This is a genomic window from Helicobacter sp. 11-8110 (assembly GCF_003288905.1).
In the GTDB taxonomy this organism is placed as follows: Bacteria; Campylobacterota; Campylobacteria; order Campylobacterales; family Helicobacteraceae; genus Helicobacter_D; species Helicobacter_D colisuis.
Genome location: NZ_NHYL01000009.1, coordinates 26,921 through 53,102 on the forward strand (window position 1 = coordinate 26,921; position 26,182 = coordinate 53,102).

23 protein-coding genes and 2 tRNA genes are annotated in these 26,182 nt (G+C 32.6%); 17 read left to right on the forward strand and 8 right to left on the reverse strand.

What is annotated here, in order from left to right; genetic code table 11:
* Positions 1-39: 39 nt before the first annotated feature.
* Entirely contained in the window at positions 40-300 is a 261-nt protein-coding gene (locus tag CCY98_RS07250; RefSeq protein ID WP_006656029.1) for a helix-turn-helix transcriptional regulator, read from the reverse strand.
* 102 nt (positions 301-402) lie between these two features.
* Here CCY98_RS07250 and CCY98_RS07255 point away from each other — a divergent pair, with 102 nt between their 5' ends.
* From CCY98_RS07255 to galE, 9 genes are all read left to right on the forward strand, one after another.
* On the forward strand, positions 403-768 hold the full coding sequence (locus tag CCY98_RS07255; protein WP_006656028.1) for a hypothetical protein: 366 nt from the start codon (positions 403-405) through the stop codon (positions 766-768).
* 19 nt (positions 769-787) lie between these two features.
* Positions 788-979, forward strand: coding sequence for a hypothetical protein (locus CCY98_RS07260; RefSeq protein ID WP_034556379.1), 192 nt, complete (start codon positions 788-790; stop codon positions 977-979).
* A 9-nt stretch (positions 980-988) separates the two neighbouring features.
* A complete protein-coding gene (locus tag CCY98_RS08490; RefSeq protein ID WP_006656027.1) occupies positions 989-1,165 on the forward strand; it encodes a hypothetical protein in 177 nt (58 codons plus the stop codon).
* A gap of 78 nt (positions 1,166-1,243) precedes the next feature.
* Positions 1,244-1,321 (forward strand) — tRNA-Pro (locus tag CCY98_RS07265).
* Positions 1,322-1,347: 26 nt separating this feature from the next.
* Positions 1,348-1,424: transfer RNA gene (locus CCY98_RS07270), tRNA-His, on the forward strand.
* Between the two features lie 105 nt (positions 1,425-1,529).
* Complete coding sequence (locus CCY98_RS07275; RefSeq protein WP_112057893.1) at positions 1,530-2,657, forward strand: hypothetical protein; 1,128 nt, start codon at positions 1,530-1,532, stop codon at positions 2,655-2,657.
* Positions 2,658-2,659: 2 nt separating this feature from the next.
* A complete protein-coding gene (locus CCY98_RS07280) occupies positions 2,660-4,030 on the forward strand; it encodes a cytochrome P450 (protein ID WP_112057894.1) in 1,371 nt (456 codons plus the stop codon).
* Positions 4,031-4,036: 6 nt separating this feature from the next.
* Positions 4,037-4,390 carry a hypothetical protein gene (locus CCY98_RS07285; protein WP_112057895.1) on the forward strand — a complete coding sequence of 118 codons (354 nt, stop codon included), beginning with the start codon at positions 4,037-4,039 and terminating at the stop codon, positions 4,388-4,390.
* Between the two features lie 9 nt (positions 4,391-4,399).
* Positions 4,400-5,407 (forward strand): UDP-glucose 4-epimerase GalE, encoded by a 1,008-nt coding sequence (gene galE / locus CCY98_RS07290; protein WP_112057896.1) that lies wholly within the window; start codon positions 4,400-4,402, stop codon positions 5,405-5,407.
* On the opposite strand, the gene CCY98_RS07295 is transcribed toward galE, so the two are convergent.
* The 5 genes from CCY98_RS07295 to CCY98_RS07315 are packed head-to-tail and all read right to left on the reverse strand — an operon-like array spanning position 5,408 to position 10,851.
* A complete protein-coding gene (locus CCY98_RS07295; protein ID WP_112057897.1) occupies positions 5,408-6,583 on the reverse strand; it encodes a capsular biosynthesis protein in 1,176 nt (391 codons plus the stop codon).
* 7 nt (positions 6,584-6,590) lie between these two features.
* The gene (locus CCY98_RS07300) at positions 6,591-8,303 is read right to left on the reverse strand and encodes a polysaccharide biosynthesis/export family protein (protein WP_112057898.1); all 1,713 of its coding nucleotides are present in this window, start codon (positions 8,301-8,303) and stop codon (positions 6,591-6,593) included.
* Complete coding sequence (locus tag CCY98_RS07305; RefSeq protein WP_112057899.1) at positions 8,303-9,430, reverse strand: capsule biosynthesis protein; 1,128 nt, start codon at positions 9,428-9,430, stop codon at positions 8,303-8,305. The genes CCY98_RS07300 and CCY98_RS07305 overlap by 1 nt, the downstream gene beginning before the upstream one ends.
* Positions 9,431-10,090 (reverse strand): ABC transporter ATP-binding protein, encoded by a 660-nt coding sequence (locus tag CCY98_RS07310; RefSeq protein ID WP_112057900.1) that lies wholly within the window; start codon positions 10,088-10,090, stop codon positions 9,431-9,433. It abuts the gene before it with no gap.
* On the reverse strand, positions 10,087-10,851 hold the full coding sequence (locus CCY98_RS07315) for an ABC transporter permease (RefSeq protein WP_112057901.1): 765 nt from the start codon (positions 10,849-10,851) through the stop codon (positions 10,087-10,089). The genes CCY98_RS07310 and CCY98_RS07315 overlap by 4 nt, the downstream gene beginning before the upstream one ends.
* Positions 10,852-10,976: 125 nt before the next feature.
* On the opposite strand from CCY98_RS07315, the gene CCY98_RS07320 reads away from it, so the two are divergent.
* Positions 10,977-12,077 carry a phospholipase A gene (locus CCY98_RS07320; protein ID WP_258439801.1) on the forward strand — a complete coding sequence of 367 codons (1,101 nt, stop codon included), beginning with the start codon at positions 10,977-10,979 and terminating at the stop codon, positions 12,075-12,077.
* On the opposite strand, the gene CCY98_RS07325 is transcribed toward CCY98_RS07320, so the two are convergent.
* The gene (locus tag CCY98_RS07325; RefSeq protein WP_112057902.1) at positions 12,063-14,090 is read right to left on the reverse strand and encodes a capsular polysaccharide biosynthesis protein; all 2,028 of its coding nucleotides are present in this window, start codon (positions 14,088-14,090) and stop codon (positions 12,063-12,065) included. The genes CCY98_RS07320 and CCY98_RS07325 overlap by 15 nt on opposite strands.
* A gap of 7 nt (positions 14,091-14,097) precedes the next feature.
* Positions 14,098-15,141 carry a glycosyltransferase gene (locus tag CCY98_RS07330; protein ID WP_112057903.1) on the reverse strand — a complete coding sequence of 348 codons (1,044 nt, stop codon included), beginning with the start codon at positions 15,139-15,141 and terminating at the stop codon, positions 14,098-14,100.
* 109 nt (positions 15,142-15,250) lie between these two features.
* Between CCY98_RS07330 and wecB the strand changes: the two genes are divergently transcribed.
* The 7 genes from wecB to CCY98_RS07365 form a co-directional block, all read left to right on the forward strand.
* Positions 15,251-16,387: a UDP-N-acetylglucosamine 2-epimerase (non-hydrolyzing) gene (gene wecB, locus CCY98_RS07335; protein WP_112057904.1), complete on the forward strand. Its 1,137-nt coding sequence runs from the start codon at positions 15,251-15,253 to the stop codon at positions 16,385-16,387.
* Positions 16,380-17,630, forward strand: coding sequence for a UDP-N-acetyl-D-mannosamine dehydrogenase (gene wecC, locus CCY98_RS07340; RefSeq protein WP_112057905.1), 1,251 nt, complete (start codon positions 16,380-16,382; stop codon positions 17,628-17,630). The genes wecB and wecC overlap by 8 nt, the downstream gene beginning before the upstream one ends.
* Entirely contained in the window at positions 17,617-18,261 is a 645-nt protein-coding gene (locus tag CCY98_RS07345; protein ID WP_112057906.1) for a class I SAM-dependent methyltransferase, read from the forward strand. Before wecC ends, CCY98_RS07345 begins: the two co-directional genes overlap by 14 nt.
* A 5-nt stretch (positions 18,262-18,266) precedes the next feature.
* Positions 18,267-21,386, forward strand: coding sequence for a hypothetical protein (locus tag CCY98_RS07350; protein ID WP_112057907.1), 3,120 nt, complete (start codon positions 18,267-18,269; stop codon positions 21,384-21,386).
* A 66-nt stretch (positions 21,387-21,452) separates the two neighbouring features.
* Complete coding sequence (locus CCY98_RS07355) at positions 21,453-23,453, forward strand: heparinase II/III family protein (protein WP_112057908.1); 2,001 nt, start codon at positions 21,453-21,455, stop codon at positions 23,451-23,453.
* Between the two features lie 4 nt (positions 23,454-23,457).
* Positions 23,458-25,203 (forward strand): hypothetical protein, encoded by a 1,746-nt coding sequence (locus tag CCY98_RS07360; RefSeq protein WP_146743787.1) that lies wholly within the window; start codon positions 23,458-23,460, stop codon positions 25,201-25,203.
* Positions 25,200-26,182: hypothetical protein (locus tag CCY98_RS07365; RefSeq protein ID WP_181566568.1), on the forward strand; the 983-nt coding region annotated here is incomplete at its 3' end. The genes CCY98_RS07360 and CCY98_RS07365, both read left to right, overlap by 4 nt.

Genomic DNA, 26,182 nt, shown 5'->3' on the forward strand with positions numbered 1-26,182 from the left:
TTGTGGAATCTTTAGAATTTTCTTATGTTATATTGTTTTTTATGTTGAGATTGTAAAAAATTCTCTTATGTCGCACTCAAATAGGCGTGAAAGTCTAAATAGATGCAATAAGTTAAAATGTTTTCCATGTGCATTGTTTTCCATATTTGCATAAAAGCCACCTGAAGCCTGTCCAATTGATAGTGCAACTTCAAGTTGACTCATACCTTTTTCTAACCTCTTCTGTTTGATATTTTTGGCAATGTTATTAAAAAAATTTTTTTCTTCTTCGGGTGCTGTAATGTCTGGCAATTTTAACATAATATTATTCCTATAGAAAAGTTTTCTATAAGTTTATTTGCATTACAATATTATTTCAATTTTCTATAAGAATTATTTCTATAGGAGTTATAAGAGGTTTGTATGTTTTGTGTATTTGGAAATATTTTAAAAACTTTTGCATTCATTATGCTCTTTGCGAATTATTGTTTTGCTGAAGTTAGAGAGGATATATGTGTTCAATATGAAATCCGAGAATCTTTTAACTCTGGTTGGTCCAAAAAATATAAGGTTGAAGGTATTTTTTATGATGGAAGTGAATTGAATTTTAAGTTGGGAACCTTAGAGTTTAATAGTTTTGATAGTTATTTAGCTGTCTTTTGGGATAGAGATGAGGTAAGTCTTATACAATTAGAAAGTAAATATTATGGGAGTATTATCGGAGATAATTATGGGATTGATCAAAGAGGAATTAAGTGGAAAATATCTGATGGTTATATGTGTTATTGATTTTATATAGGAGGAATATATGCTGTTGATAATTGGTGTTGTAAGTGGGATTGTATATTTGGTTACAAGAGATATTTGCTATGATATGGGGGTAACTGGTTATTGGATGCTTCCAAATAGTCATGTCGGTTTAATTTTTTTAATTAATAGATTTTTTAAGTGGGTTGCTATCATAAGCATTATTGTTTTTATTTTTCAGTTGATATTTTAAGGTAGTAGCATGTTGATTATTGTGATTTTGTTTTGTTCTTTTATTTGGTTGTTTTTAGCAGAAGCAGAAGAGTGGGTGCGTTGTAAAGAGCCACCATTTTGTCCTGTAATATTTTTTGTTAGATTTATTTGTGGATTTGTGGTTATTGCGGGAATAATAAAATTGATTATTGGGGCTTTCTCATAAATAGAAATATTTTGTTATAGAGTTTTTGGCTTGACTTTTTGGCTCTTAAAGATTATAATTTCAATCCTTTTTATTTGTCGGGGCGTAGCGCAGTCTGGTTAGCGCACTTGGTTTGGGACCAAGGGGTCGAAGGTTCGAATCCTTTCGCCCCGACCACTTCTTTTTAAAACTTATTATCAATGGTGGGCGTAGCTCAGTCGGTTAGAGCATCAGATTGTGGTCCTGAGGGTCGTGGGTTCGATTCCCATCGCCCACCCCATTGTTTTCTTAATTTTATCTTTGAAATAATTTCACAGAGCTTATGTTATCTGTCTTTAAAGTTTTATATTTTATAATATCTTTATAGTTTTTAAAAAGTGTGGCAATGTTTCAAAGAGATGTGTTTTACATTGCAGGATATGATCCTCGCAGTTATCGTTATTATTATGCTTTATTAAAAGAGAATCTTGTAAAGCAAAACTCCATTAGCCATTTTGGGTTAGAAATTTCTCCCTGCCATTTAACTCACAATAAGGAAGTTTTTTGTCAAATTACCTCACAAGAATCTCAAACAAATTACCATTTTTTAACTTGGGATAAGGTTGTCAGAAAATATTGGTCAAAGACTTTGTGGAACTTTGTTTGTGATTTTATTTATTTTTTAAAAGCTTATATTTTTTCTGGAATTGTTAAGACTTTTACTCAAAAATCAAGAACGCAGCTTTTAGCTGGATTTTATCCGATTGTTTATTTTATAGGTAGCTATGTTTTATGCTTCGTGGTTGCTTATGGTCTGTTTGTTTGGATAAAAGAGTGGAATTTATATGTGGCTATAGCTATGATTCTGGCTTGTTTGTGGATTGGAACAAAGGGGATTTTGTGGTGTGGCAAGAGATTTGCGGTTTTTTGGTTGTCTAATATTTATGTATTTTGTGCTAAATATGCTACAGGCAAGATTAATGAAATTCCAAATCTTACTTTGGAATTTAGCCAAAGAATTTTAAAAGCTCTTAGAGAGAATCAAAAAACAACTCATTATGAAGTGATTTTATGTGCACATAGTGTAGGAACTATTTTGGCAATAAGTGTCATCGCCAAAGTCGCAGAAGTTGCTAAAAATGAGAATTTGAATCTAAAAAATTTTAAGGTTTTAATGCTTGGGCAGTGTATTCCGCTTGTTAGTTTTCAAAAGTATTGTGAAGCCTTTAGGAGAGAAATGGAAGTGGCAGGAAATGTGGGAGTATTTTGGTGCGATTATACTTCAAAGATTGATGGAGCTTGTTTTGCAATGCTTGATTATTATAAGGCTTCAGGGCTAAGCGTGAAATCTCCACCACTTTATCTCTCGCCACGCTTTCATAAACTTTTTACGCCCATAACCTATAAGAAGATTCGGTATAATTGGTATTTGGCGCATTTTTTGTATTTGCATGCAACAGAGATTGATGGCAAATACAATTATTTTAATTTTATTAGTGGAGTAAAAACTTTAGAACAAAAGGTAAAGGAGTAGTTATGGGGCAGTGTCCATTTTTTCCAAAACCACACAAAACTAAGGCTTCCTTATTGACAACTTTTCTCTTAAAAAGACGTTCATGGCTTGATGGATTGTATGAAAGAAGCTATAAGATGAAATCAGGCAGAGTGAAAATGCCAGGCTTTGATTTATATATTGCAAATCACCCACAAGATGTGAGACGCATTATGGTAGATGAAGTAAGAGAATTCCCTAAAAGTAATTTGTTGCACGAGTTATTAAGTCCTTTGCTTGGTGAGAGTATTTTTACAACTAACGGGGAAGTTTGGAAAAAACAAAGGGAGCTTTTAAGACCCTCTTTTGAACAAGCAAGAATCACTAAAGTATTTGGTTTAATGAGTGATGCAGTTAGTGATTTGATGGCTAAATTTAGGGCTTATCCAGATAAAGCGGTGATTGAAGTTGATGAGCTAATGACTTTTGTAACAGCTGATGTGATTTTTCGCACCATTATGTCCCAAAAGCTTGATGAGGCTAAGGGCAAACAGGTTTTAGAAGCTTTTGTGACTTTTCAAGAAGAAACTATTCATACAGCTATTAAAAAAATGTTTTGCATTCCAAAATGGTTAGTGAATCTTTTTGGAGAGAGAAAGCGCGTTAAAGCTGGAGAGATTATTAGAAAAGTTTTAAGTGATATTATTAAACCGCGTTATGATTCTTTTCATAAAGGAGAGATAGGGGAATATCAAGATATTCTCTCTTCGCTTTTAGCGGTAATTGAAGTAGAAAGTGGCAAGCCTTTTAGTTTTGAGGAGATTTTAGATCAAGTGGCTATGCTTTTTTTAGCAGGACATGAAACTACAGCTAGTTCATTGACTTGGACACTTTATATTCTAAGTTTATCACCAAAAGAACAAGAAACCGCCTATCAAGAGATTATTAATGTGGCAGGCAAGGAAGATTTTAATATTGGGCATTTAAGAAAAATGAAATATTTAACCAATGTTTTTAAAGAGTCATTGCGACTTTATCCGCCAGTTGGATTTTTTGCAAGAACAGCTAAAAAAGAGACAGAGATTCGTAATAAATTAGTTCAAAATGGATCAGGAGTTGTAGTGGCTCCTTGGCTTATCCAAAGACATAGTGATTATTGGGAGAATCCTCACGAGTTTGATCCTACGCGCTTTGAGAGAGAGATTAAAAAAGACACTTATTTACCTTTTGGAATGGGGGAGAGAATTTGCATTGGACAAGGCTTTGCTATGCAAGAAGCCATTTTGATTTTGGCAAATATTTTAAGGGAATATAGACTAGAATTACAAGAAAATTTTGTGCCAGATGTTGTAGGAAGGCTTACGATTCGATCGGCAAATGGAATGAATATTAAATTTATCAAAAGAGAAAATTAGCTAAAAATGAAAGAAAAGTTAGCAGGAACATTGCTTTTGTGTGCTTTAGTGCCTTTGATGATTATTGGCTATTTACTCATAGTGTTTGTTGGAACATTTGGTAAAGTTAGCCGCGTGCGTCAAGGTGTTAGGGCATTAGATCATTTTGTTAATGCAACACTTTTTAATGGCTATGCTTGGGAGTCAGTTTCTTCTCACGCGTGGAGAGAAAGAGATAAGAAGTGGGCTAAGATTGTGATTAAAATCACAGATTTTTTTCAAAAAGATCATTGCAAAAGAGCAAATTCAAGAGAGCAGCCAATCATTGATTTAATGTTGCGAAAGCGTCTAAATGAACAAACTATTGGAAGACAATTATAAAGAGTAGCAATGCAAGTTTATCTTTTTACTGGGGCAGCTGGATTTATTGGATCGCATACCGCGTATTGTTTTTTAAAAGAGAGTGATTGTAAAATTGTAATTTTAGATAATCTTTGCACGGGATTTAGCGAGAATGTGGAGTTTTTGCAAAAGAAATTTCCCAATAGAGTGGAGTTTATTAGCGGAGATTTTGGTGATAAAGTTATTTTAGGGAAAATTTTTTCTCAACAAAAAATTGATGCTATTATCCATTTTGCTGGGAGTTTAGTCGTTTCTGAATCAGTTTTTGATCCTTTGAAGTATTATCAAAACAATGTTGCTAATACTCTTAATCTTTTGGAAATGGTTGCAAAATTTAAGATTAATGAGTTTTTATTTAGTTCAACTGCAGCAGTTTATGGAGAGTCAAACACAACACAGAAAATAATAGAAACTGCACAAACTGCTCCGATTAATCCTTATGGAGAATCAAAGCTTGTGGTTGAAAAGATTTTGCGAGATTTTGAAGTGGCAAATCCAGAATTTAAGAGCGTGATATTGCGATATTTTAATGTTGCAGGTGCTTTGAGTGAGGGAGGACTTGGGCAAAGAAGCAAGAATGCCACTCATTTAATTAAAGTAGCGTGTGAGTGCGCTTGTGGAAAGCGTGATAAAATGGGGATTTTTGGTGAGGATTATGCAACAAAAGATGGGACTTGCATTCGTGATTATATTCATATTGATGATTTAGCAAAAGCACATTTTGAGTGTCTTAAAACTTTACAAAAAGAGAGGGTTTCGCAAACTTATAATGTGGGGTATGGAGTTGGATTTAGTGTTAAAGAAGTCATTGAGTGTGTAAAAAAGGTCAGTGGAATAGATTTTAAAGTTGAGATTGAACCAAGAAGAGCAGGAGATCCTGCAATGCTTGTGAGTGATAATGATAAAATTCTAACTCACACGGAATGGAGACCAAAATATAATAATTTAGATCTTATTTGTAAAAATGCGTATGAGTGGGAAAGGAAAATGGATTAGTTAGCTTAAGTTGCCATAAAAGCTTCCATTAATCTGCACCTTATCAATAAGAAAACTTCTAAAGCGTTCAAAAAGGGTTTGATTAATTTTGTATTTTTTTGCCGCTTTCCAAAATTTATTAAGCGATTCTTGATAGGTTAGTCCTTGGATATTATAAAAAGCATTTCCACAAACTTTTGTAGGGCACTTATGAAGAATACTTGAAAGTCCTGTTGTGCTGTTAATAACTACGCAACCAAGAGCATTTTTTAATAGAGTTGGAAGATGGATATCGTGAATGTAAATCACTCTTTGACTTACATTGTATTTGCGTGTTTGTCTTTTGATGAATTTTTTATAGTTTTTATAGCCTCTATCCATTGGATGGTGTTTGATGACTAGAAAATGTTGTTTTTTGGAATATTTTGCAAAAGATCGGATAGAGTTTTTGATAAAATTCTCAATTCGTCTGCCTTCAAAATGATTTTTGATTTGCGTATCATTATAGACTTGCAAGACAACAACAAAATAGTTTTTCTTAGAATCTAAAATAAAATCTCTATCTTCCTTTTGGCTAAAGCGATACCAATGTTTTCTAAAAAGCGATAAAAACCAAGGAAACATTTCTGTAAAGCTCAAGCTCCTATGGTGGAGTTTGTTGTTAAAATACCAGCCTAATAAAAAAGCCCCAAACCAATAAAGAAAGGAAAACCAAGCCATATTTCTAAAGCTATGTTGGACATTTTTTTCTTCTTGAGCGGGTTTGTTTTTGTAAGTAAGGTAGAAATTTGAATCTTTAGGTAAAGTGGAATTGGCATTGACACCATCTTTTTCAAAAGTGATGAAATTAGGTCGGATATAACCTTCTTCAAAAATATAAGTTTGGAGATTGAGCGATTGGGCAACTTTTACTCCAATTTTATGAATAGGGCGACAATCATTAAACATAATCACGCAATCAATACGATAGGTTTTGCAAAATTCTTGTAAAAAAGTTTCAAGGTTAGCTAGGGAACCACGATAGGATTTAGCCTTAAAGGGATAAAAAAGAAAATCTCCTCCATTAAAATTAATTTTGTAAATTTGATTTTTTGAGGACAATAGCTTGGCAAAATGATAAAAAAAGGGTCCAACAGGACCTTGCAAGAGGAGAATTTTGCGATTCTGAAATTGTTGTATGACCTCTTTTAGCTGCATGAATTAATTATTTGTTAATATCTAAAACTACGCTTGTAGCAATAGCAATTTGATAAAGAATTTGCGCTAAGACACTTGTGATTTGCAATCCTCTACCTGTTTCAATGGCAGGTAAGACAAGCAAGGAATCGCCTGGTTTGAGACTTGGCGCACTTGCAAAGGAATACCAGCTTGAATCATAGCGTTCTGCTTTTCCATTGGCGCGAATGACAAGAATACGCTTTTTATTAGCTCTTTCTGTGAAATCTCCAGCAAGCTTAATATAATAGTTAAGATTTTTGTCTTCTTCATAGATAAAAGCACCAGGCAATGCCACTTCTCCTTGCACCAAGACAAGATTGTTTTTAGTTGGGATATTAATAACATCCCCTTCTTCAAGAACCGTAGTGGCATAGGCACTTTTGTTTTCAAGCACAATTTGACCCTTTGGTGTGAGACTTTTTGCGCGCTCAATAAATTCAAGCACCATTTTAGATTGACTTGCACGCATAGAAGCTTCTTGGGCGGTTACAGATGAGGAGGTGAGTGCTAGAGTTTCTAGTTCTTTTAATTGAGCTTCAATGAGTTTTTTCTGCGTTTGGGAAACACTTTGGCGGAAGACTTGAATAGCATCTAGATTAGATTGTGGGTTGGGTTTGATTTTAAGTGCAACTTCTGCAAGGGTAGTGCCCTTTTTGACAACCATTGAGTGCATTCCATTATGCTCACCTTGAATTTCAATGGTAATATTTTCTGCGCTATAATCAGGGCGAAACTCTACTTCATCGCCGACTTTTAAAGCAACACTTGCAAATTCTTTTTGCTTGTAAGAGTTAATATCGATTTTATTGTTAGCAAGATAGGAACGCACAATTGCATTAGTTACAATAGGTTTTGCTCCAGAGATTCTTGCAAGATCTTCTAGGGTTTTAATATCATCTTTTAATTCAAATCTAAAAGGTTTCTGCACATCACCTTGGACAAAAACATAGCTTTCAAGATTTTTTACTAAAATTACATCGCCCGTTCTAAAAGGAAAAAGTTTCATTTTTCCACTAAAGAGAAAATCATACAAATCCACTTGTAAAGCCACTTTATTATCCCTTAGAATCTCAATATTTCTAAAACTTCCATAATCCAGATTAATTCCAGAGGCTTTGTCTAAATATTGAATAATGGAATCAGAGCTTAGTCCTTGATAGAGTCCGGGTTTATTAACACTTCCAGTTACAAAAACCGAGACATTTTGATAAACATTCATATCAGCATAAACAAATACATTTTTTTTGTAAATCTTAGAAATACCTTGTTTTAATACTCTAACAAGATCTCCATTGCGCACTCCAAGCAAATTGATTGCGCCTACTCCAGGCACAAAAACATTGCCTTGTGAATCCACCATTAATTCTTGTTGAAATTCAACTGCCCCCCACATTCTAAAGTTAATCTTATCGCCAATGGCAATTTTGTAATCAGGATTATAAAGGGATTGAGAGGCTTTAGTAAAGTTTCCATTAAAGAGATTTGCACCAAATACAGGTGGGAGAATGGGGATTTGAGCAGTCTGCATCGTTTGCGTGGAAGCATTAGGTGTGGTACTGGGATTTGAGATTTGCAAATCCATTGGAGTATTTTGAGTGGCAGAAGTGCTGGGAATACCCGTGATAGAAGAAATATCAACTCCATAAGCAAAATGTGTCGCAAAAATAGTTATTAATAAGATTTGGAATAATTTTTTCATTAGTATCTGTGCTCCTCTATAATCATGGTAATTAGTTTAACGACTCCATATATCACTGAAAGAATGACAAAAATAGTGATAATATTATACAGTGTTCTTGGGTAGGTTGGGGATTCTGGTTTGTTTGCCCCTTGAATCACAACAAGCTGTTTGATTTTACGGCTTGATTCGATTCGTGTGGTTTCTATGGAGGTTAGCGCCACTGTGTAAGCATCTTGTGCAAATTGTGCTTCAATGGTTAGATCTTGAAACTTTGCGGCAAGATCGTTTAATCTTTTGCTACTTTTGGTGGAAACAATCTTGGAAGTTTCTTTATCAAGTTGCTCCTTTAGTGCATCAATTTCTGATTTTAACATCACGATTTGAGGGGCATCTTCGTTAAGATAGCTACGCATTGTGGCAAGTTCGGTTTCTTTGGTGGAAATTTGACTTTCAATCGTGTTAGTAAGGCTTGCTTTAGCTTCAGCTTGTTTTAGGGGATCAAAAACTCCATAACGCGCTTGGAAAGCTAAAAGATTGTTTTTGGCATTTTGCAATCGTTCTTTGGCTTTCAGTAATTCTTTTTCGGCAAATGCCATTTGCTCTCTAGCAGCCTTATGAGAAACTTCATTTACAAAGCGTTCGGATTCTTTTAAGATTGCATTAGCAATCATTTCTGAATCTTGGGGAGTGAAACCTTCAACTTCAACTTTTAAGAGTCCAGAAACATCATCAAAGATGATTTTAACTCGATTTTGATAAAACTTAAGAAAATCTTCTTGACTTGATTGTTGTGTGAGTGCAAAAAAAGGATCTTTCTTTTGTGCTTGGTAGAGAAGTTTTAAATGCACTTCTTTATCTAGAATCTTTAGCATATCTAGTGAGTGAATGTATTCTTGCAAAAAGAGCACATCTTCTCTAGCACCCGTGTTAATTCCTACAAGTGAAGCCAAACCACTCACAGGAGAAATATCATTGCTCATTGAGCGCACACTTAAAATCATGGAGCTCACATACCTATCTGCAGCAAAGAATAAATAATATAAAATCACTGGAATCATAAGAATATATACGATTTTAAAGCTTTTTAGATAGGTTGAAATTTTTTGTGCCTTTGGCTTTTGAAACAAGATTTTTAATTTTTCCATTTATTTTCCTTGATAGGCTTTAATGCCTTCTTCCACATCATCATAAATTGTTACCACTCCATTGTCAAGATGAATGATTTTATCGCACCATTTGCGAATCTCTGAAAGACTATGAGAAACAAGAATGACCTTAGATTTGCTGAGTTTTTCTTGATAAAGCTTCTCACTCTTTTTTTTGAAGGCTGGATCACCAACGGCTCCTGCTTCATCAATGAGATAATAATCAAAATCAAATGCCATACTCATCCCAAAAGAAACTCTAGCTCTCATCCCCGATGAAAGCACATTAACAGGCTCATCAAAGAATTTTCCAAGCTCGGCAAATTCTTCTACAAAGGCAATTTTTTCTTTGAGTGCTTCACCTTTGTAGCCATAAACGCGTGTAAGGAATTTAATATTATCTCTTGCAGTGAGTGTGCCTTGAAAAAATGCGCCAAGCCCAATAGGGAAAGAGATTTTTCTATCAGTGATTACCTTGCCCTTATCAGGCATATCCATACCCCCTAGGATTCGCATTAAAGTGGATTTACCTGCGCCATTTCTGCCCATTAATCCAATGCTACAATTATCAGGGAAAGTGAAGTTTAGATCTTTAAAGACATAATGTCTTTTGCCACTATTAAGCGGGTAGGATTTGGTGAGATTTTTAAGCTGTATCATCGGATTTGTCCTAGATATTTGTAGCGGAAATAATAAAACCAAAGCCCAATAAAAAGCAAAATAATGCCAAATGAAAAGGGATAGGTAAAATTAATACCTTCAATCTTTGGATAACCATCAAAATAATTTTCTCTTAAAAGCTCAAGAAATTGTAAAACAGGGTTATAAAGCAGGAATTCTACAATATGATCAGGAAGAATCCACAAAGGATATAAAACAGCCGATCCAAAATACAAGATATTTATTCCATAGTTAATAAAAATTTGCGCGTATTCTAACTCGCTATTTAAAAAAGCCAAGCAAACCCCTAGAGAAAAGCCTAAAAAAGCCAATCCCAAAAAGGCAATAAAAACTTCCAAAAAATGAATGGGGAGAATCGGCAAATCCAAAAACCAGCCAAATAGCACCATAAAAAGAATAAAAACAGAAAAATAAATCCCCATTTCTAAAAGTGCTCTAGCTATGAAAATATGAATGGGTTTAACAGGTTTGTAAGCAATGAGTGCGCGATTGGCTTGCACTCCAGCCATAATCTGTGTTACGATATTTCTAAACATAAAAAAGGGCACAAATCCTGTTACTAAAAACATTTCAATGGGGACTTGTGGAATAGATCTTGCGCGAATGAGAGTAAAAATAACAAGAAAAAAGAGGATATGTGTCATAGGCTCACCAATAACCCAAAAATACCCTAATCTTCGGTTTTTTCCAAAACGCGTTTTTAGTTCTCTAAAAAATAACGCCTCAATAACATCTCTCATTTTACTCTAGCCACTTTTAAATTATTTTTTGTTTTTTTGGAATTTAAAATTAAGTATTTTATCTTTTATTTACTTGTATAATGATAAATTTTAAAACTTTGATGGGAGAGAATTTTGATTTAGCAATGATAAGACAAATTTTATTTTTAGCTTGGGTTAGCATTTTTGCTTTTGGGGCGGAGTTTGAAGGGATTGGGGATTTAGAGTTTTTGCCACAAAAAAATCTAAAAATTCTTGTTTTGGATGAAAAAATGAGGGTTAAAAAAGTGCTTAATCTTGATAGTAAAGAATCAAAGCATATTACCTTAGAGGTAGAAAAAGATGAGAAAATTTATTTGACGATTATTCATAAAGATTCAAACCAAGAAGATTCAAATCAGAGCAAAAAACAAGCAACAGAGAATCAAAACAAAAACAAGTTAGCTAAGGCTTTAAAAGAAGAGGCGACTATAACTAATGCATCTCCTAATATAGAAAAGAGTGCATATGAAGGGAGGTTTGAGAGAAATCGCTTTATGGGAGGGATTTTGGGGTTTGAGCCAGATGGATTTAATTATATTTTACCTGCCAATATTAGCACCTCAAAAGAACCCAATCAAGGCAAACAAACCGAGACAAAATTTCAAATTAGCATTAAAAAGCGATTGTATAATGATTTGGTGTTTAAGGATTTGGATTTGTATTTTGCCTATACGCAGCAGAGTTTTTGGCAGCTTTATGATTCAGATAATTCTAAGCCTTTTAGGGAAAGTAATTATGCGCCAAGTTTGTATTTGAGCTATCCATTAAAGGCGCATGATTTATTTTTTGAGCGAGTTAATTTTGGTTATTTGCACCAAAGCAATGGTGGAGATTTAGAGCATTCTAGAAGTTGGGATCGAATCTTTATAGAAGGGATTTATAGTTATGAGAATTTTGCCTTATCGCTTAGGGCTTGGTATAGAATCCCAGAAGATCCTAATAAAGATGATAATAGAGATATTACAAAATATTTGGGATATGGAGAGCTTAGTGTGGGGTATTTGTGGAAAAAGCATTTGGTGAGTGCGACTTTGAGAAATAATCTAAGAAGCGATAATCGTGGTTCTATTTTGCTGGATTATTCCTATCCTATTTACAAGAATCTTTATTTTTATTTGCAGTTTTTTAATGGTTATGGTGAGAGTTTAAGGGATTATAATAATTCGATTAATCGCATTGGAGTAGGAATCTTATTTAATCGCTAAAAGGCGTAAGAACCTTTGGGCTTTTCTTGAAAGGAGAGAGTAAAGGCGTTTTTTTAGGGCATAGAAACGATTGTTTTGGAGCTTTTGTTTCTCTTCTTCTAGGGCATCAATAAGGGCAAGTGGGTGGCATAGTTGTAGTGTTTTTGGGTGAATATAGCGAGGATAGAGGATATAAGCACCGGCAATGAGCTCATCAAGGGTTAGCTTCCTTGTGCGTCTAGGGCAAGTTTGTTTGTCAATAGTCAATCCCCAACCTGTATAAAAGGGCATTCCATAAGTAATCACCCTTTTGCCATATAGCAGGGCTTCAAATCCACTTAAAGAAGTGAGCGTATGCACTTCATCAACAGCTTCTAAGCAAGAAGGTAAGCTAATGTCAATTAGAATCTCATCGCAATATTGTAGCGCGATAGAAGAGGGGATATTTCCGATTCGATTTCCGCTTAGCACATCAGGATGAGGTTTGTAGAGAATATAGGCTTTTGGATTTTTTTCTCGCACTTCTTTGAGTAGTGATAAATTAGTGCGTCCTTTAGCACCATAGATGATAGAGGCATCATCTTCCACTTGCCCAGTGATTAGAATCTTGAGTTGATTTGGGGGGAGATTGAGGAATTTATGAGGATTGGTATTGTATTTAGAGATTTTGCTTGTAAGAATCTTATCTTTTAAAATTTTTGCTTCTTCAAGCAGAGTTTGGCTAAAGTTGGCGTGATTTAGAATAGTTTCTAAATCGCTTTTGGTAGTGGCATCAAAGTAGATTCCGCATTCATCAAAGACTTGAGAAAAAGGGCGTGTGAGATCAGAGCCTAATGAAATGGAGCGAATGAAGCCATCTTCTACGCGTGTGAGTGGGATTGAATGTTCTTTGGCAAAGGTTTCGATTTCGCTAAAGGATTTTCGCCCCCAAATGAAAATTTTGCAGTTTTGTTTAAGGGCTTCTTGGAGTAAGCCTTTTTTGAATGCAACTTTAAGATGAGAGCTAAAAAGGGGATTAATAAAAATAATATTTTTGGGATTAAAATTTGGCATAAAGGGTGGGATAAATGTATGCTTCCAAGTGGAGAATCCAAACATAAAGGCTTTTTTGTTGGTTTTTATATAGTAATGTTTGTAGCAAATAAGGGTTTGCAAGGTATCTAAAATATCGCTTTTTCTTTCGTAAAAGGGATTATAATAATGAGAATAAAGAATATAACTTGCTGCAAAAACTTCTTCTAATTTTAATTTACGTTTGCGTCTAGGACAAGTTTGTTTGTCAATAGTTAATCCCCAACCGGCATAAAAGGGCATTCCATAGCATACGCATTCACAGCCTACTAGCAGGGCTTCAAATCCCATTTGAGAAGTTTTGGTATAGACTTTTTTAAAGTGCTTTAGTAAGGATATGGGGTTAAAATCTTCATAGATAAGTTTGATTTGTGCGGGAATCTCGCTTGGATTGAAGTCAGATTTTTTGCGACCGCTTAGCACATCAGGGTGAATTTTGAGATAAATTTCACAATTGGGGTTTTCTGTGAGTGCATCTTGGATGATTTGGGAGGTGGTGAATGCATTGGCATTGCCATAAATTAGGCTAGAATCATTTTGAGTTTGAGAGATGATGAGGATTCTTGTGGGAGTGGAATTTGTGGGAGCAAAATAATTTTGTGGAACATCTGGAGCGTGATTGTATTTAGAAATGTGGTGGGTGGTGATGAGATTAATGGCTTCTTTAGCGGTTTTTAGCAGGGTAGGATTGGTATTAAAATCATAGGTGTTTAGGATATTTTCTAGTTGGCTTTTGGTAGTAGAATCATAATAGATTCCAAGATTATCTTGTACGATTGAGAAGCTTGGAGAACCCTCTATGCCCAAGCCAAAAGAGCGGATAAAGCCATCTTCAAGCAAGAGATAGCTACCACCAAATTTTTTGGCAAGAAAAAGAGCATTTTTACCGGATTTTTTACGCCCCCAGCCTTTGAAGCATTTTGTTGAGAAAAGTTGTCGGATATTGTAAAGATAGAATGTCATTATTTTTTTACTTATAAGTATTTATGATTTTTAATATGTGTTCCAAGCGGACTTGCCAAGTATGATATTTGGCGATATATTTAGCACCCTCTTCAATTTTTTGCAATTCTTCTTTGGTCGGACCATATTTACATAATCTCAAGAGTAGTTCGTCTAATTCGGAAATATCTTGTATAGCAAAACAATAGTCTTTAAAATATTTTTCTACTGCAGGAGTGTTGTTTGTAATGGCAATCCCACCACAGGCAATAATTTCAATGAGTCTTCTTGAAAACATTGTAGGCGAGTTTTCAATTGTATTGACATTAAGGGAAATTAGATAATCTTTATAGATTTGAGCTGTTTCTTGATTGGGGATTGCAGGAAGAATATGGGTGTTACTTAAAGTGGGAAAACGATAATTGTCTGAAGTTCTTTTGCAGTTTCTATCAAAAATAGTTAGTCCGCAAATTTTACTACAGGCATTAAACATAGCATTTTGCCATAATCTGCGCTTTTCATGGATATGCTTAGAATAACTTCCCACAAAGTTTGCACTATTGAATTGAAAGTTAAAACCTGTAAAGTTATGAAATTTGGGTTGGATAGCAAAGGGTAAAACATCTACGCACTTTGCTTTTTTGGCAATTTGTTTGTATTTTTCTATGCAATTTTCATCAACAGTAAAGATATAGTCGCAATGTTTTGCACTATTTATAAAACGATCAAAGTGGATACCATCTTCCTTATTCCAAAAAATACATGGAATATTTTTTTGTTGAAAATACTTTATTGCTTTTATTAAAGCATTGTTATTTCTGGGAAATAAGAAGTTCAAAATATAATTTAAAAACTTAAATTTGAAGTTATATTTTGGCGAATATGAAGCAATTTTATATCTCCAGCTATCTTTATGCCCCATCCATGCCGATTCAATAAACAAAAAATCAATTTTGTAGTTTTTAAGCAAGGATTTATAATTTGTAGGTGTTATATCAAGTATTTTTGCCTCATGCAAAAGAGCCTCTTTTGTTAATGTGTCTGCTATTAAAGCTATAGTTAATTGTTGCATTGGTATCCTAAATTTTTGAGTATGTTTATAAATTTTATGTAATTATAAATAAAAATTTATTAAAATACCTAGGTGTATTTCATATTTTGGCTTTTTAAAGGGGTTTTTTGTGAGAGTTTTGGTTGTTTTTGGCACAAGACCAGAAGCCATAAAAGTGGCTCCTGTAATAAAAAGGATTCAACAAGGAGTTGGGATTGAGCTTGGGGTTTGTGTTACTGCACAACATAGAGAGATGTTGGATCAGATTTTAGAAGTATTTGAAATAACTCCTGATTACGATTTAAATATTATGAAGCCTAATCAGGATCTGTATGATCTCACTTCAACAATGCTTTTAGGGTTAAGAGAGGTTTATAATTGCTTTAAGCCAGATATCATATTGGTTCATGGTGATACTACAACAGCTTTTGTTGGCGCTTTGGCAGCTTTTTATAGCAGAATTAAAGTGGGACATGTGGAAGCTGGACTTAGGACTTATAACATCTATAATCCTTGGCCAGAAGAGGCAAATAGGCAAATTGTGGGGGTTTTATCTAGTGTTCATTTTGCTCCAACAACTAAAAGTGCTGAATATCTTATAAAAGAAGGGAAGAATAAAAAGAATATTTTTGTAACTGGTAATACAGTTATTGATGCGTTATTTTATATGGTAGAAAAAATAAAAAATGATTCAGCATTTAGAACAAAAATTTTATCTTCCATTGAAAATGAATATAAAATAAGCAACGATAGAAAATTTATTTTAGTTACAGGGCATCGTAGGGAAAATTTTGGTGAAGGTTTTTTACAGATTTGCGAAGCATTGAAAGCGATCGCAATTGCTAATCCAGATATCGATATTGTATATCCAGTGCATTTAAATCCCAATGTGCAAAAACCAGTAAAATCGCTTCTTTCGAATATAAATAATATTTACCTTATAAGTCCACTTAGATATGAAGAGTTTGTTTATCTTATGTCGGAATCTTATTTTATCATTACAGATTCTGGTGGAATACAAGAAGAGGCTCCAAGCCTTGGAAAACCCATATTGGTAATGCGTGAAACAACGGAAAGACCAGAAGCGGTTGAGGTTGGGGTAGTGAAGTTAGTAGGCATAAAAAAAGACAATATTATTAAGGAAGCTCAAAAGCTGATTGATGATACAAATGAATATAAAAAGATGTGTCAATCATGTAATCCTTATGGCGATGGAAAGGCGTGTGAGAGAATTGTAGATATATTATTAAAGGGAGAATATGAATAATTTTAATAAAATATGCGTAATAGGGCTTGGTTATATAGGATTGCCTACAGCAGCTGTTTTTGCTAGTAGGAAGGTTAAGGTTGTAGGTGTTGATATAAATAAACATGCGGTAGATACTATAAATCAAGGTAAAATCCATATAGTTGAGCCAGATTTGGATATTTTAGTCCATTCAGTAGTAAACGACGGGTTTCTTAAGGCTTCAATGCTGCCTGAAGAAGCCGATGCTTTTATTATTGCCGTGCCAACTCCATTTAAAGGAGATAATCATGAGCCAAATTTGGACTATATTAAAGCCGCATCAAAATCAGTAGCAAAAGTCTTAAAAAAGGGGAATTTGGTGATTTTAGAATCAACATCCCCAGTGGGTGCTACAGAGCAGATGGCTAGATGGATTGCAGAAGAGAGGGTGGATTTGACTTTCCCACATCAGTGTGGTGAAACATCAGATATTAAAATAGCACATTGTCCAGAGAGGGTTCTTCCTGGACAGGTTATAAGAGAATTGATAGAGAATGACAGAATCATTGGAGGGATGACAAAAAAATGCACAGAGCATGCAGTGGATTTGTATAAAATTGTTGTAAAAGGTGAATGTATTAAGACAGATGCTAGAACTGCAGAAATGGCAAAGCTTACCGAAAATTCTTTTAGGGATGTAAATATTGCTTTTGCCAATGAATTATCCATCTTGTGCGACAAATTAAATATAAATGTCTGGGAGCTTATAAAACTTGCCAATCGCCATCCTAGAGTAAATATTTTGCAGCCAGGGTGCGGAGTTGGCGGACATTGTATAGCCGTAGATCCGTGGTTTATCGTGCATCAAAATCCAGATGAAGCTAAAATCATCAAAACAGCTAGAGAAGTCAATGATGATAAACCAAATTTTGTCATAAAAAAAATCAAAGAAAGAGTGAAAGGCATATCGCAGTCTAAAATTGCTTGCCTAGGATTGGCATTTAAACCAGATATTGATGACTTAAGGGAGTCTCCAGCACTAGATATTGTTGCTAGACTTGCAAATGAAAAGTATCAGATATTGGCTGTAGAACCAAATATAAAAGAACTTCCATTAAGACTGCAAGATAAAAATGTAAGTCTGGTCTGTCTAAATCAGGCATTAGAGGAAGCAGATATTGTTGTTATGTTAGTTAAGCATAGAGAGTTTGCGGGTATTCAGAATACTGTTTTTCAGAGAAAAAATATCTTAAGTTTTGTGGAAAATTATGAAGCAGAATGATCTTGTTGATTTTTGGAATCGGAGACATGAAAAGCTTGGCTTGTATTCAGGTGGTGATAAGGGTATAAGTGACTTTGAGAATTTTGAATTTTATATTCATAGATTGTCGATCGCATTAAAGTTAATTGGTAAGTATAATATTTGGAAGAGACCATTAGATATTTTAGATGCTGGATGTGGAAAAGGGTTTTTTTCTAATGGATTTCTATCTGCTGGATATTCTGTTGCTGGGATAGATAGCAGTTTATCAGCAATTAACTTCTGTAAGGATAAATATCCACAAATTTTCTTTCAGCAATGTGAGCTTAATAATTTTTTTCTACCCAAGTCTTTTGATGTTATTGTATGTATAGATGTAATGTTTCATATAGTAGAGAATATCTTATGGGAGAATTCTGTTAAGAATTTAGCGTATCACGCAAAAAATAATTCAATTATTATTATTTCTGATTTTGTAGATGCGGTCGATGATGAAAATGAAATAGGTGACAAGGTGAAGTATATTAAATATCGCAATAAGAAAAAATATACTAGGGTATTAGAAGCATTTGGTTTTTTGTTGCAAGAAGTGATTCCGTATAATATTTTATCTAATAAAAATAGTTTTATGATTTTTCAAAGAAAAGGTTGATTGTTATGAGAATTGTTGATATTATAAATTATTTTAAAAATAATAACTTTGGCAATATAGTGAATTTAACTAAAGATGCTAATATTGAAAAGTATTGCAGAATTTCAGATGAATTTGTTTTGCCATATAGTGATAATTTAAAGGACGTAACAAATAATTCAATAATATTGGTTAATCTTGCTGATATGATTGACCTAGGAAAAGTATTTGAATTGAATTCAGCCGCAATTTGTTTTTGTAGCACAGAGGACTTTAAAGCAAATACAAATATATCTAATTTGTTTGGTCGATATAAATTAGAAATTATTGGGATACAGAATACCAATCTTGACTTATTAGCTATTCTGGCAAAAAAAAATATTAATATTCAATATAATGATGAAAAAATAATACTTAATTTTAGATGCGAAATCTTATCTAAAGAACTAGAAGATTATAAAGGCTCTAGATTAAAATATAAACGATTATACGAAAAATGCTTTAAAGAACTAGAAGATTATAAAACAACATATGAAGAACAAATAAAATCTAATGAAATCTTATCCAAAGAACTAGAAGATTATAAAACAACATATGAAGAACAAATAAAATCTAATGAAATCTTATCCAAAGAACTAGAAGATTATAAAACAACATATGAAGAACAAATAAAATCTAATGAAATCTTATCCAAAGAACTAGAAGATTATAAAGGCTCTAGATTAAAATATAAACGATTATACGAAAAATGCTTTAAAGAACTAGAAGATTATAAAGGCTCTAGATTAAAATATAAACGTCTAGCCAGTTTTTATGAATTTAAATATAATCAACTAAGAAAGCAAAAAGTAGTTAGCCTAATTTTAAAGGCAAAAAAAATATTTAAGTTTCGAAAAGATGATGCTACCCCAAAGCAGATAGTCTCAGAAGCAAAAACTGAAGATTTGTATAAATCGATTTATACAAATACAAAACTAACCAATTTTGTTAAATGTAATCAAAATAAGCCAATTATTTTGTTGTATGGAGATGTAAATCTTAATGTTGTTGATGGTTCTTCAATATGGCTATCGTCCATTTTTAATTTATCTATTTTAGATGCAAATGTGATTGTATTTTCTAAGGCGAATATCAAAAATGACTTGATAGTTTCCAATTTTATGGCTAGAGGAGAGAATAATTATCTGGTTCTTGAACCAAAGGATTTAAATTTAAAAGAAGAATTGTCAATAGCCGAAATATCTCAAATATTAAATTATATCGATTATATTACCCCAAATATTCAACTTTTAGTTGCTAGGGGAATGGCAATTATTCAAGAGCTTGTTAAGAATAATAATTTTAAATATAGATTGGTTCCGTATTTGACTGATTTTTATACTTTAAATCAAGAGGGTATACAACTAAAAGAATCTGCACATTACTCATTGAAAGCTATTAATCGTCATGTTAAGTTTTGGTTGTGGCAAACTCAAGAAATGAAAGAGTATCTCGAAAAAAATATAGGAGTTAATTTTGACAATAGTTATTATTTTCCCCCAGTTGTTTTTTCTGAAAGTAAAAAACAAAATTATATTAAAGAAAAATCTGATGAAATTGTTATAGGCTATGGTGGAAAAATTCAGCCTGAATGGGGTGTTTTAGAATTGATTTTAAAAGTCAAAGAGTTAAATGAGAAAGGCAAAAGAATAAAGTTACTGATTGTGTCTAGCAAAATTAGCGCAAGAAGCGATTTTGGAAATTATCCTGAGTTTGTTGAAAAAATTAAAAAGTGTTTAACTTATGATTTTGTTGAATATTGCTCGAATTTAAATCGTGAGCAAACATTACAAAAGTTATCTTCTGTGGATTATCTTTATGGATTTAGGCCTAGATATTTTGAACAACATACTTTGGAGATTTCAACAAAGGTTTTAGAATCATTGGTTTTGGAGAAGCCTATAATTTGCTATCCAAGCAGAATTAATAAGAAACTTTTTGGTGATCAATATCCGTATTTTATTGATGAAATTGATAAGTTAGAGGGTGTTATAGAAAATAAGACTCCAATTAAAATCGATTACAAAGCATTAGTTTCTCCATATTTGTTTGAAAATCGTAAGAATTTTTTTAAAGACAAGCTTGGCGATGTAAAAAATAAAAAAATTACAATTGCAAGTCATGACTATAAATTTATAGACCATTTTTATTCCTATTTAAAATCTTTGGGGTTTAAAGTTGATAAAGATTTATGGGAGTGGGGAGATAACAAATATTTGGATAGAAGTGAATATTGCATACAAAATTCAGATGTAATATTTTGCGAATGGGGTTTAGCTAATGCTGTTTGGTATTCAAGAAATATTGCAAAATGTAATAAGCTTTTAGTTCGCATTCATGCGCAAGAAGTGAGACAAAAGGCTATGAAATTTGGACGCCAACTTAATATAGAAAATGTCGATAAAATTGTTTTTGTATCAGATAGGATTAGAAAATTAGCATTGGATATTTTTGGTTGGACAAAGGAAGGTACTTGTATTATCCCGAATTATGTACTAACTGATGATTTTGAGTGTAATAATTTACAAAAAAAAATTGGTTTCAATTTTGGTATGGTTGGTATTACACCACAAAGTAAGCGCTTGGATAGAGCTTTGGATTTATTAGAAAATATATTAGAAATATATCCTGAAGCTAAATTGTATATCAAAGGTATGAGGCCCGAACAATATGAGTGGATGCATGCCCCAGGAAGAATTCAAGAGCTTGAATATTATTATAAACAATACGATCGAATTGAAAAAAATATTAGGTTAAAAAATGCAGTGATATTTGATGGATATGATAACAATATGCCTGAGTGGTATCAAAAAATAGATTTTATTTTATCACCTAGTGATTTTGAATCGTTTCACTATGCATTAGCTGATGGTGTTGCATCTGGATGTATTCCTGTAATATGGAATTGGGAAGAATCTGACATTATTTATAAAAAAGATTGGACAATTAATAACACACAAGAAGCTTTATGTTATATTCAAGAAACAATGCATAACAAAGACAAAATAAATCAAATACGCATGGAAAATAGAAATTTTATAATTAATAAATATGGCTATGAAAAAATATATCATCAGCTTTTAGAGTTATTTGATGATTTTAAATGAGTCTCTAATTTTATGTTGTGCTGAACTATAGCAATTTGGCAAAACATATATTGAGAGGAGGTTTTAATGAGTGAAGAGTTGATGGAAGTTTTTTTCCCAGAGTTATATCAAGATATAAGTATTGATGTTCTAAAGAAGCAATACTCAAAGGTAAAAAAAGGATATTTGAAAGGTCATAGTGGTAATAAAATACCGGATTTTTTGGTTGTATCTGAGGGGGATTGGGATAAGACTTTCTTTATGGATTCGACGGATGCATGGCATTTTCATACATTGTCTAGATCTTTGGTTTTATTACTGCATAGTAAGATTATAACAAGAGAATCTAGAGAATTAGTTTTTAAGCATGTGCAAAATTGGTGCACATGGAACGAGAAGGCTAATCAAAAACATGAACAGGTATGGTCTGGACATACAGTTGCATTAAGGTTGGATTTTTTGTTGCTTTGTTATTGCTTGGCAGATAAAAATCAGGTGCCATTTTGGCTCTATTCCTCTATAACAAAACATGTTGAATACTTATTGAATGATGAAAATTATGATGGCAATTGGAATCATGGGTTAGATCAAAATATTGTCCTGTTAAAAGCTGAATTTATCTTAAAAAGCTGGGGTATTCAAGACAAGATTGTTCGTAGGATAATGGAGAACTTTAATTTTGCTTTTGATGAAGAGGGTGTAACTAATGAGCAAGCTATACTATATCATCATTACAACATGGTTAGGTTTTCTTATGTTTTAAACCTATTTAATTTTATGGGTGTATGCGAGAGTGTAGGTTTGGGAGAAGTTATAAAAAAAGCAAGCATATTTTTAAAATACTCGCTAGTTCCTAATGGGAAGTATCTTCCGTTAGGAGATACCCCTTACATTATCCCAAATTTTAATTTAATAGGCAGTGATTTAAATGAGCATTATAATGCTATTATGATGGATAAATCTTATCCCTTAACAAAAGTTTATAAGAGAGGATATGTTTTTGGGAGAAGCTCTTGGGAGCAAACTGCTTCGCAGTATTCTATCAGGTTTGGTCCAGCTCGAATTATTCACGGACACAATGATCATATGAGCTTAACATATTTTTCTAAAAACAGAATGATTTTGATGGATGGTGGATTTGGGGGATATCAAAAAACTCCTTATAGAAATTTCTTGCAAAGTCCATTATCTCATAATGTTGTTTTTATAGAGAAAGCAGAGAAATTTTTATGGAATAGTGAAACCCATTTAATGACAAATTTGTCTTATAAAGACAAATGCTATTATGTATTATTGGATGAACCATATGAAAATGTAAAGCGTTTTCGAGCTATCTTTGTTGATATAAAAAAAGACATTTTTTTTATTGTTGATAAAGTGATTTCTGCTAAAGAAGAAAAATTTACCCAGAATTGGAATTTTCCAGGCAATTGCATTTTTAGTATTGAAAAAGATTATATAAAAATAATGGATGATAGCAGTATATATAAGATGTATTATCATATTGCTTTAAATGATGAGCTGGAGGTTTCTGAATTGAAATTCCATAGGAATAAAAATGGATTAAAAATTCTTGGTGGGATTGTTGGGGAGAATAATGAAAAGTATATTGCGGTAAAAAATCTCAGAACACATAAAACTGGGAAAAATATATTTTTTTCTAATGTGTTTTCTTTAGCAGGTGATATTTCTGTGATAGATGAAAATGATTTTAGTTTAATGTATTATGACCGGTTTTATGTTTGTATAGCTAAATCCACATTAGATTTATTTTGCTCTATTATTGACAATAAAACAAATATTGCTTTGGGAAATGAAAATAATGATATAATAAGGCATGAAATACCCATTGCAGCAACATCCAAATACTTATTATTAAAAATAAATCTTATTAAAAAGAATGATGAGTTTTGTTTGTATTATTATGTAACTTCAATTAAGAAGGTTAAATTGCGCTTTGGAAAATATTATTTTGTTGAAAACAGAGGTAGCGAAAAGATAATATTTATGCTCCCTTCTCTATCCAATGGAGATATTGAAATAGAATTAATTGAAATGGAAAAAATTACCTCAAAAGGAGAAAGTTAAAGTTATGTTTTGGAAAGAAGATGATTTGATAGATGTTGCTATAGGAAAAATGGCAACGCAGAGTTCTGTATGTAAAATGTCCAAAGACAATGATGCTTGTAGAGCAGTTAATCCATATATTTATGAGCAAAATTTACCATATGCTTGTTATACAGCCTTAGAAAGAGATCCATGGTGGAAGATAGATTTAGGTAGTGAAGAAAAAATAGAAATTATTAAAATAGAAAGCAATATATTAATGCCGAAAATGATTAATTTCATAGAAGTGCGCTATTCTTTTGATAATAAAGAGTGGTATCTCATGAGCAACGATTTGTTTGTGTGGGATGATGAGGTTAATATATTAACAATCCAAGTATTTGGAAGAACAAAAGCAAGATATATCAAATTGAGTCTGCTCGGTGATTTTTCTTTGGCATTAAAACGAGTGCAAATTTTTGCAAAAAAGATTGAAACTCAAGAAAAAAATGGAGTAATTATACCAGTCAGACAAGATGGGTTTGGGGCAAGAATGTTTGCCTTTATTAATGCGAAGTATTTGGCTGATAAAGCAAATTTAAAGTTTGCGTTTTGGTGGCCCTCATTTAGAAGGCAAGATGATAATTCAATGTTTGTTGATACTGAGGAGAATATTTTTGATGAAGATTATATAAAAAAATTTTCTTGCACCAATCGTAAATTAGAATGTTTGCAATCTTTAAATATTGTGAGAATTGCTGGATTAAAAAATAGAGAATATGGCACGATGCTTGGTTGGTGGAGAAACGGAACATTAAATTCGAGTATTGTTCCGGATATTGATATGGATGATTACAAAAAAGAATTTGCTAACATCTGGAATAGCATAGAATTTACACCCAGAATAAAATTTATTTTGAGTATGGTTGATGATATTGGAGATGATTTTATTGGGATCCATATTAGAGGGGGGGATAATGTATTAGTCTCAGGTTATCGAAAGGTAGTTTTTAAGCCACTTATTATGAGCAGATTTTTTCCTTTGGAAATTGTTGATAATTTAATTAATTTGGCAATAAAGAATGCTAAGAAAGTTGTTTTATTTAGTCAAGACAGTAAAACAATAAAAAAAATCCAAGAAAATTTTAATGTCTTTTCTAAACAGCAAGTGTTTTTGACTGAATATTTTTGCCGTGAAGGCATAAAATTAAACCAAATGGAAAAAACAATATTTGATTTAAAGTTGTTATCAAAGCTCACAAGAGTATATAGCACAAATTCATCACTTTATATGAAGTTAGCATCCTTAATAGGTAAAAAATGCGAGTTTAAAAGTTTTGGCGATATATTTTCTACCCAAGATCAAATAGATATCATTTTGAATTCAAATATTGTTTATAATAATTTTTATAAATCATATTCCTTTGCGTATTGTTATTATATTACAATGAATGATAAGCAGTATTCTTATGAGCAAAAAAAGATGTTTTTAGAAAAAGCTATCCAGTACGATGAAGAAAATAATGCTTTTAGAATCATGTTGATTGATTTAATGCTTAAGAATGGATTTTGTGAAGAAGCAGATAGATATATTGGGGCATTAAGAAAAGATAGGTGGAATGAATTTATGGAAAATTTGCTTTGTAAAATTCCAGCAGAAACTATAGAAGGATATAGAAGGCAACCTCTTGCATATTTGGATCAGATTATGTTTCTTGCTAAATATGAAAATAGTACTTATAGTCACATAGATTATTTGTGTCAGGTTTTGAGAGGAAAGGGCGCATTATGAGAGTAGCTTTGCATTTTGTTGGGCATTTAAGGACTTTTAGGGAAACATACCCAAAGCTTATGGAAAATGTCATTAATCCTAATGTTTTAAGGGGTTGTGAGATAAGTGTTTTTATGCATACTTGGGATGTTTGGAGCACAACTAATTATGTAACATCGAGATATAGATTCTATTGCAATTTGGATTTAAATGAAAAAAAAATAGATGATGAAGATGTTAAGTGGCTTAATCAAATTTATGGTTTAAAAGCAATTAAAATTGAGAAACAAAATAAGAATATTCATAGTGATGTTAGAAAGATAAAAGATGAGCTTATGGATGTAAGGGGTTATTCCTTAGCAGAAGTATGTCGTTTAAGAGAAGAATATTCGAAAGAAAATAATATAAAATACGATTTTTTTATGTTTATGAGACCTGATATATTATGTGTTCAACCATTAATTCTCAGTAATTATATCGATAAGGTGCTTAAAGATGGATTTTTTACTCTAGCGGCTAGTAATGTCTTTAGAAGACAGACTGCTTTTGGGAATAGTGTAATATCTGATCCTAGATTTTACGATGAATGTGATCTGATTTGGATAAGTAATTATGGTGATGCAGATTTTTGGGGAAGATTTGCTTCATCAAGCCATAGATTCAATAGAAATGATCTATCGATGAATGTTCCAATTATGATAGATTATAGGCTTGGCAGAGATTTTTTTATCTTACGCTCTACTTCAACAAAAGAAGATTATATTCCTTTTAGGGAAATTGATGATAAGGAATACAAGAAGCTTTGTGATAATTTGGAAAGAAATGAGCTAGTCACAAAAGAATTAACTTCTAAAACTCAACAACTCATCCAAACTAAGAATCAACTTGATACCATTAAAGTTCAATTAGATTCCACTAAGAATCAACTCAATTCTGCTCAAAAAGAATTAGATTCCACTAAACAACAACTTGATTCTAAAGTTAAAGAACTCTCTTCTCT